Source organism: Synechococcales cyanobacterium T60_A2020_003 (assembly GCA_015272205.1).
Taxonomy (GTDB): Bacteria; Cyanobacteriota; Cyanobacteriia; order RECH01; family RECH01; genus JACYMB01.
Window position 1 is genome coordinate 1 of the sequence record JACYMB010000393.1, and the last position, 7,742, is coordinate 7,742.

The following is a 7,742-nucleotide window of genomic DNA, read 5'->3' on the forward strand; positions in this document are numbered from 1 at the left end:
ATGACTGGAATCTCGTTCAGTTTTTAGCGAATTCATACCGCTATTCAGCAACGCCTACGGTTTTATGAAAACTATTATCTTGCGTTTGGGAATGGGGATGGTGGGAACGATGCAAAATGACATGTTTAGGGGATGCAGGGCGATCGCCTACCTTAAAATGCATAAACATGGTGCGTTCGCAAACATCTATTCGCTATGGCTGACTCCTACTATTCCTTTTGGTTAGTTCCCCAAGAGCCTGACTTAGAAGAGGTTCAGGGGATTATCGATGCTCTGTCGAAGCGTTTTGGTACCGTACCCTTTTGTCCCCATGTCACCCTCTATAGCGGTCTGGTTCCCCCTACTTTAAATATCCAGGCTGTTTTAGCTGAGCTGGCATCGATGCAGGTCTTTGAATTAGAGATTTTTGGCATAGGCCATAGCTCTCGATTTGCTAAAACCCTCTATGTGCAGCTTCAGCCAGCCTCTGCGTTAACCCAGGTCGTACACCGTTTAGTGACGGCTATCCCCAATGCCCAGATCCCTGTGTTGGATCCCCACGTCAGTTTGCTTTACCATCACCTCGATGATGGAACTAAGGAAGATCTGAGCAGGACAATTTCCCTATCTCGGTCTACGATTCAGTTTGACCAAGTGCAGGCCGTTGCGGCTCCCCAAACCTTTGACACCCAAGAGCATGTTTCCAGCCTACGCTGTGTCTGTCGCCAATTTTTGAGTACACCATGATGTCTCCAAGAATTATGGGTCTACTGCCTGCTGCGGGTCAGGGTAGCCGCATTAGTCCTCTGCCCATGAGCAAAGAACTGTTTCCCATTGGCTTTCAGGAGCTGACTGAGCAAGGGTTGCGGCCTAAGGTGGCCTGTCAGTATTTGCTGGAATCTATGGGAAAAGCAGGGGTGCAGGAATCGTTTTTGATCTTGCGTCCAGGCAAGTGGGATATTCCTGCTTATCTGGGTGATGGCTCCCAGTTGGGGATGCGTCTGGCCTATTTGACCGTGCATGTGCCCTTTGGGGTACCCTTTAGCCTCAATCAGGCGTACCCCTTTGTCAAGGATGCCATTATTGCCCTGGGCTTTCCGGATATTTTGTTTCGTCCTAGAGATGCCTACGTCACGCTGCTGGAGCGACTGCAAACCACCCAGGCCGATGTCGTGTTGGGGTTATTTCCTACCGAACAGCCAGAAAAGGTGGGCTTGGTGGATTTTAATGAGAATGGCGTAGTGTTGGGGATTTATGAAAAGTCTCAGCTAACCCATTTGCGTTATATGTGGGCTATTGCAGTGTGGCGACCCAGTTTTACGGAGTTTCTGCATCGGACGGTGGAGGCGAAACTCCAGGTGCTGATCGGGGAACAGCCTCCCATGCGGATCAAGGCAATGCCTGAGTATGTTGAGACGCCCATTGGGGATGTGATTCGAGATGCGATCGCCCATAACCTCCGCGTAGAAGCGGTTCCCTTTGAAACGGGTCAATACCTAGATATTGGCACCCCCGAAAACCTGATCCATGCGGTTTATCACTATGACAAACCCTCAGGTTATTAAAAATGGTCATTGATGTCCTAGCTGTGATACTGATGGAGGGCTGCTGCCGCTGCCGGGATGCGATCGCCCATTACTCTGGAGATGGTTTAAGAGAACAGAGTGGATTTTACCACAAACCAGTCAGTAATTCTGTCTCAAGCTCATAGAAGACTTTTAGGCGTTGCATAATTAAGGGATGATATTGGGTAAAAGACCTATGCCATGCCCGGAATGTGGATCGACTAACATCCGTAAAAATGGACATCGAAGAAGTCAACAACATCGCATTTGTGCCGATTGCCGACGACAGTTCATTGAGACTTATCAAGTTCCTCTGGGCTATCCCGATGAGTTCAGGCAGGAATGCCTCGACATGTATGTCAATGGCATGGATTTCGAGGCATGGAACGGGTCCAAGGGGTGCATCATACGACGGTGATGAACTGGGTCAAACTGGTCGGTGAACGTCTCCCAGATGCCGATGATCCAGACCAACCTCCCCAGGTTGGTGACCTCGATGAACTGGAAACCTTTGTGGCTTCAAAACAAACAAAATCTGGATCTGGACAGCAGTAGACCACTGTTGTCCAGGTAGTTTAGGCTGGGTGTTGGGCGACCATAGTGCAGAAACGTTCAAACCTCTGTAGGCGATCGTGGCCACTTGGACGTGCTACTTTTACGTCACTGATGGCTGGTCAGTCGATCCAGGATTGATTCCAGACAGTGACCAGATGGTTAGCCAAACTTACATGACGCGGGTGGAAGGCGAAAATACCCGGTTACGTCATGATTGAGCCCGTCTCCATCGTAAAACGTTGTGCTATTCAAAGTCCGTAGCAATGCTAGCTCATGCCATCCGACTGTTAATTCATTACCTCAAGTTTGGTGATGTACCTGTCCCTCAACGCTTCTAGCTATTCATCTCTCTATTCAGCAACGCCGGAAATTGAATAGCGAGGCTACCTCTATTTTGCCAGAGCTTTCAACGTTTTCCGCATCACATTATACGAAATCCTGCTATAGGGTGGCACTAAACCCCACCGCCTGACGCCACCTCCTCTACCCTGCGGGAAGCCGCTTCGCGTCTAGGGTAAGGGGAGGTTGGGAGGGGCTCTGAAATAGTGCTACTTTACGAATCGGATTCCGTATTACAACATTGATACAAAACGTTGCCCAATGAGGCGTTCACTCAGCGTCCGAACCCGTAAGACAGATCTCCGATTTCTCTTGTCAGGTTCAACAGCATGCTTCCGGCTTACAAAAGAAGTCGGAGATCTCCCCCCGTCGCCGCCGCTGCCCGTCGCGGTTCATCCATACACTCAATCCGCTGTAATACGGCATGGTGGCACAGCCCGCAATATCCACCTCGCGCCGACTGCTATACTCGTCATCCTTGCCTTCCCACATCAGTTCCGTCCGTCGCGTAGAGTGGATGCGGGTTGTGGGGGCCGTAAGTGGCCTGCTGGCATAACAAAGCATGAAGGCATAAACATCTGCCCTCAATTATAGTCACTACCCAAAATGCCACCAAATCAAGCTTTTTGCAGGATGGAATGGGCGTGGTGAGTAGGGGGATAGGGGCGATCGCCTCTAGGTACGTTCAAATCCTACCGAATTTCAAACGGCTTGCCTGAGATTTCCCTGAGGGTTTCCCGGTGAATCGTCTGAACCTGAATTTCGTTTACGCCAAAAATGGATGAATCCGCTGCATGAGTGCCATCGCCCGTTGGGTAATGAGTGTCCAGTTCTCGGTGGCGATCGCCTCGGCTGGAAAGAGACTGCCCGCCAGCCCCAGGGCGATCGCTCCGGCTTGCAGGTATTTGGTTGCATTCTCTAGGGTAATACCGCCCGTCGGGATGAGGGGGATATGTCCCAGGGGGCCTTGCAGACTTTTGAGATACTCCGCCCCACCGACCACGTTTGCCGGAAAAACTTTAACACAGGTGGCTCCGGCTTGCCATGCCGTCGTAATCTCTGTGGGGGATAGGGCACCGGGAATTACCGGAATCTGGCAGCGCACCGCTTCCTGAATCAGGTCAGGATGGGTGTGGGGTGAAAAGAGGAACTGGGCACCGGCGGCGATCGCATCTTGCAGATCGTCCCAGGTCAGGATTGTGCCGGCACCGACCCAGCAGTGGGGATATTCCGCCCGCAAGCGTCGAACCAGATCGGCAGGGCGATCGCTGTTCCAGGTAACTTCAATCAACTGCATCCCGCCAGCGATCACTGCATCCGCCATGTGGTGCCCTGTACTCAGAGTCGATGCGCGAATGACGGCGATCGCTCGCTGTTGGTACAGAATGTTGAGCCAGTTCTGCGCTATGGATTCATGAAAGGCATTCTGCTCAAAAAGCGGTAGGGACGCACTAATGTACGCCCCTACGTCTTCTGAAAACGAGTCAGAGAGTTCCATAAAACTGAACTCCTGCAAAACTACGCGATGCGACAAGCGCAATGCTCTCTACCGTAAACCTGCTTGGATGCGATCGCCGCCACAGCAGGATGCTACCAACTGGATTTGACAACGCCAGGAAGCAAACCTTCGTGAGCCATTCGACGAAGCTCGTTGCGGCACAGCCCAAAATCGCGGTAGTACCCCCGTGGGCGTCCGGTTGACCAGCAGCGGTTGCGGAGACGGCTTGGCGCGCTATTGCGGGGAAGCTGCTGAATTTGACGGTGGATGTCCATCCGCTCCTGCTGAGAATCGGCATTTTCAAATGCTTCTTTCAACTCAGCTCGCTTTGCAGCATACTTCGCAATGAGTCTTGCGCGCTTCTTGTCGCGCTCAACCATGCTTTTCTTCGCCATAAACCTATGAACTCATTTAAAACAGCATTTTTTATAATAGCGCGATCACCCCAACTTTGTACACGCTTTTTCAGCTTGATTCAACGGACATGAGTTTTGGCAGCGCCGAGGGCACTACCTTGGTGGGATCGGCAGAAGGACACAAATCGGCGAGTTGGCAGCGATCGCACGCGGGATTGCGAGCGGCACATACGGCGCGTCCGTGGTAGATCAGCCGAATCGACCAATTTTCCCAGTCGGGCTGAGGGAGAAGCTTCATCAAATCTCGCTCGATCTTGACAGGATCGGTATGCTTCGTGAATCCCAATCGTTGGCTCAACCGCTTAACGTGGGTATCCACCGTCACCCCGGCATTGATCCCAAAGGCATGCGCCATCACCACATTAGCCGTTTTGCGGGCGACTCCTGGCAGCGTGAGCAATTCTTCCATGCGCTTTGGAACCTTGCCGCCAAAATCGCTCATAATCTTGCGGCAGGCACCTTGGATATTCTTAGCCTTATTGCGATAGAACCCCGTCGAACGAACCAGGTCTTCAATGTCTCCGATATCGGCTGCCGCCATGGCGGCAGCATCGGGAAACTTGGCGAATAAGGCGGGAGTGACCTTGTTGACCCGCTCATCCGTACACTGGGCGGACAGAATGGTGGCGACTAGGAGTTGAACTGGGGTTTCGTAGTCCAGCGAGCAGGTGGCATCTGGATACAGTCGCTTTAGGCGGATCAGAACTTCTAAGGCTCGCTGGCGTTTGGCAGACTGGCGACGGGGAGTGCTCACTGGGGCGTATTTTGAAAGATTTCCAGTTGGGTGGTATCGCGCACAATCAAGAAAATGCCGAGGCCGAGCAGCAGGAATAAGCCCGTCTGCATCACACTTTCCTGAAACCGCATGGGCAACGGCTTACCCCGCAGCCACTCAACGAGCAGGAAGGCAAGCTGACCGCCATCCAAGGCAGGCAAAGGCAGGATGTTGATAATCGCGAGATTGATGCTGATGATCGCAGTAAAGGGAAATAGGCTCGTGGCATCGCCCTGGGCATACTTAGCTCCCTGCTCCACGATTTTGACTGGGCCACTCACCTGATTCGCCATTTCCGAGAAATTGGTGATCAGCATCCCAAAGCCTTGAACCGTTCGGACGAACATATCCTGGAAACTCCGAGCCGCGAGGGTCAGAACCTCAACAACGCCCGTTGGACGACGATATTCAAAGGTGCCGTTGGGCAGAAGCTGAACCCCAATACGACCTTTCCCGCCATCTTCTGCGGTCGGAGTAACGGTCACCTCGACTTGGCGATCGCCCCGCTGTACGGTCAGATCCAACGGAACCCCAGGACTTTGTTGAATCGTGGTCATCAGGGTTTGAATGGCCGCATCGGATGACCCTAGGGGTTGATCATTCACTTCGACAATAATGTCGCCCGCGCGAATGCCTGCCTGCGCTGCAGGAGCTTCACTCGAAAGAATTTCGGGTACAAGGACACCCGCCTGGGCATCAAAGCCCGCCGGAACCCCCACAAGGGTGTACTGTCCGACAAAGACCAAATAGGCAAAGATTAGGTTGGCAATAACCCCGGCGCTAATGACAATGGCGCGGTCAAAGACAGGACGATTGCGGAGCAAATCCGGATCATCCGAGGGAATGTCGCTATCGGGATCGTCATCGGGAAACCCAACAAATCCACCGAGGGGAATAGCCCGTAGCGCATATTCGGTTTGGCTGCCCTGGTATTTCCACAAAATAGGTCCGAATCCGATGGAAAAGCGATTGACATGAATACCTTGTAAGCGGGCTGCTAGGAAGTGCCCCAATTCATGAACCACAATTAATAGCGCAAGTACTGCGATCGCCGCGATAGCCGACATTTCAAACTCTTTATTAAACGTTTTATTCATTGTAGGCTGCAAGGCATTATTGTGCATCCTTGCGAATTACGGTTCAGCGTACTGACGGTTAGGAAGCCGAACAATCAAAGCGATTGGGTGAAAACTGAGGCAATAGGGCATCTGGAGTTCCGGCTTGGGCTTGGGCAAAGCGTCGAGCTAGGGGCGGCAGCATGGCAAAGGGACTGCTAAACCCTGAGAATAGAAATAGGCTTTCCCAATTCGCGATTGACCCAATCAATGGCTTTTGGTCACTGCTAAAGGCAACGATGCACGAATGCCATTGGCCGGGAATGTCTTTGAGAGCGGGGATGTAGGCGGAAATCGCAGTCCGAAGCTGTTCCTCACTATGAGCCGCGTTCACAACCGCGTTTGGATCAGTAAGCATCCGGCTCAGTTGCCCTATGCAAAGATGGCGATCTGGGAATTGCACGATGCCTGGATCAAGAACAGGGGGTGCAAGTTCATGCCCAGGTTCATCCCAGAGACTTGCCGTATTCGTTGCTCCGGCGACCTTCTCCGCACCAAAGCGTTGAATGCGGGCTGGCATGACGAGAGTTTGGAGCTGCAAATCAACAGGAGGTGCTTCAATCACTTCAGCTTTGCTGTAGTAGCAAGGGACGGATATCTCGACCTGCTTCAGCAAAGAACGAGTTAACCCACCTGCACACACGGCTACACATCCAGCACTGTATGTCTGGTTTGGGGTCTGGACTCCGGTCATGCGATCGCCCATTCGAGTGAGACCCATCACCTGTTCGTTGCGTAGAGTTCCCCCTAGGCGCAAAAAGGCTTGATTGTAGGCATAGAGCATCGCCATGGGGTTCACGTGACCGTGGCGAACTGTAAAAGCCGCAATAATAGAGGCCGGATTTAAAAGAGGCTCTATATCCAGAGCCTCATCGACCCTGATCCGAGTCGGCGGGATGCTCATATGGGCATACTGCGTGGCGATCGCCTCTGAATCATCCTCTGGGGAAACCGTCAGCAGCAGATCTACCTCGCGAAATTCGGTACTTTTCTCTAGTTCATCCGAGAGTTGGCGGTGGCGGTCGATCCCTTCGGTAAAGAGTGTTTGTAAATCTGGGGTCGTTGCGCTCCAGTAGGGAATGCCACCATAGCTGAATCGGGTCGCATTGTGGGCGATCGCGTCCTGCTCCAAGACCAAGACCGAGAATCCTAAGCGTACTAGCTCATAGCTCAGCGCTGCACCTGCAAATCCATTTCCAACAACAATCCAGTCGTAGCTATTTGTGATCACGTTTATTTGCTCGTAAATGATAACGGCACCCAGAGGTTAGCTTTTCGGATCGAAGCAGGCCGCCCAGTATTTTGAACTCCTATTTTTCTTTTCTGAAAAGCATTGACGTAGGAAAACACCTTGAGTCTACTAGAGGCAAAATGACGATAGACTTACGGCCTGTGTGACTGTGAGTCAACGACTGCATCGCAATCTCTGCGGTGTTCACTATATAGCTATATAGCGTTCCTACGTGATTTGTGAAAAAGATGAGTTGTGAAACGTGCGCC

At 52.1% G+C, this 7,742-nt stretch carries 8 protein-coding genes and 1 pseudogene; 3 read left to right on the plus strand and 6 right to left on the minus strand.

Features of this window, described 5'->3' with window-relative positions:
* Positions 1-195 precede the first annotated feature (195 nt).
* From IGR76_19105 to IGR76_19115, 3 genes and pseudogenes are all read left to right on the plus strand, one after another.
* Positions 196-726, plus strand: a complete 531-nt coding sequence (locus tag IGR76_19105; GenBank protein ID MBF2080558.1) for a 2'-5' RNA ligase family protein — start codon at positions 196-198, stop codon at positions 724-726.
* Positions 723-1,544, plus strand: coding sequence for a dTDP-glucose pyrophosphorylase (locus IGR76_19110; GenBank protein ID MBF2080559.1), 822 nt, complete (start codon positions 723-725; stop codon positions 1,542-1,544). Before IGR76_19105 ends, IGR76_19110 begins: the two co-directional genes overlap by 4 nt.
* Before the next feature lie 196 nt (positions 1,545-1,740).
* Positions 1,741-2,437 (plus strand): annotated as a pseudogene (locus IGR76_19115) (IS1 family transposase).
* A 322-nt stretch (positions 2,438-2,759) separates the two neighbouring features.
* Here the strand turns inward: IGR76_19115 and IGR76_19120 are convergent.
* From IGR76_19120 to IGR76_19145, 6 genes are all read right to left on the minus strand, one after another.
* The gene (locus IGR76_19120) at positions 2,760-2,930 is read right to left on the minus strand and encodes a hypothetical protein (protein MBF2080560.1); all 171 of its coding nucleotides are present in this window, start codon (positions 2,928-2,930) and stop codon (positions 2,760-2,762) included.
* A 274-nt stretch (positions 2,931-3,204) separates the two neighbouring features.
* Entirely contained in the window at positions 3,205-3,936 is a 732-nt protein-coding gene (locus IGR76_19125) for a bifunctional 4-hydroxy-2-oxoglutarate aldolase/2-dehydro-3-deoxy-phosphogluconate aldolase (GenBank protein MBF2080561.1), read from the minus strand.
* 92 nt (positions 3,937-4,028) lie between these two features.
* Positions 4,029-4,331: a 30S ribosomal protein S14 gene (gene rpsN, locus IGR76_19130; protein MBF2080562.1), complete on the minus strand. Its 303-nt coding sequence runs from the start codon at positions 4,329-4,331 to the stop codon at positions 4,029-4,031.
* Positions 4,332-4,401: 70 nt separating this feature from the next.
* The gene (nth, locus tag IGR76_19135; protein ID MBF2080563.1) at positions 4,402-5,106 is read right to left on the minus strand and encodes an endonuclease III; all 705 of its coding nucleotides are present in this window, start codon (positions 5,104-5,106) and stop codon (positions 4,402-4,404) included.
* Positions 5,103-6,194, minus strand: a complete 1,092-nt coding sequence (rseP, locus tag IGR76_19140) for an RIP metalloprotease RseP (GenBank protein ID MBF2080564.1) — start codon at positions 6,192-6,194, stop codon at positions 5,103-5,105. The genes nth and rseP overlap by 4 nt, the downstream gene beginning before the upstream one ends.
* 88 nt (positions 6,195-6,282) lie before the next feature.
* Complete coding sequence (locus tag IGR76_19145; GenBank protein ID MBF2080565.1) at positions 6,283-7,470, minus strand: FAD-binding oxidoreductase; 1,188 nt, start codon at positions 7,468-7,470, stop codon at positions 6,283-6,285.
* Between the last annotated feature and the right edge of the window lie 272 nt (positions 7,471-7,742).

Coding starts and splice junctions, on each gene's coding strand:
- IGR76_19120 (MBF2080560.1), bottom strand. CDS start 2,930: ATGTGGGAAGGCAAGGATGACGAGTATAGCAGTCGGCGCGAGGTGGAT.
- IGR76_19110 (MBF2080559.1), top strand. CDS start 723: ATGATGTCTCCAAGAATTATGGGTCTACTGCCTGCTGCGGGTCAGGGT.
- IGR76_19105 (MBF2080558.1), top strand. CDS start 196: ATGGCTGACTCCTACTATTCCTTTTGGTTAGTTCCCCAAGAGCCTGAC.
- IGR76_19125 (MBF2080561.1), bottom strand. CDS start 3,936: ATGGAACTCTCTGACTCGTTTTCAGAAGACGTAGGGGCGTACATTAGT.
- rseP (MBF2080564.1), bottom strand. CDS start 6,194: ATGTCGGCTATCGCGGCGATCGCAGTACTTGCGCTATTAATTGTGGTT.
- rpsN (MBF2080562.1), bottom strand. CDS start 4,331: ATGGCGAAGAAAAGCATGGTTGAGCGCGACAAGAAGCGCGCAAGACTC.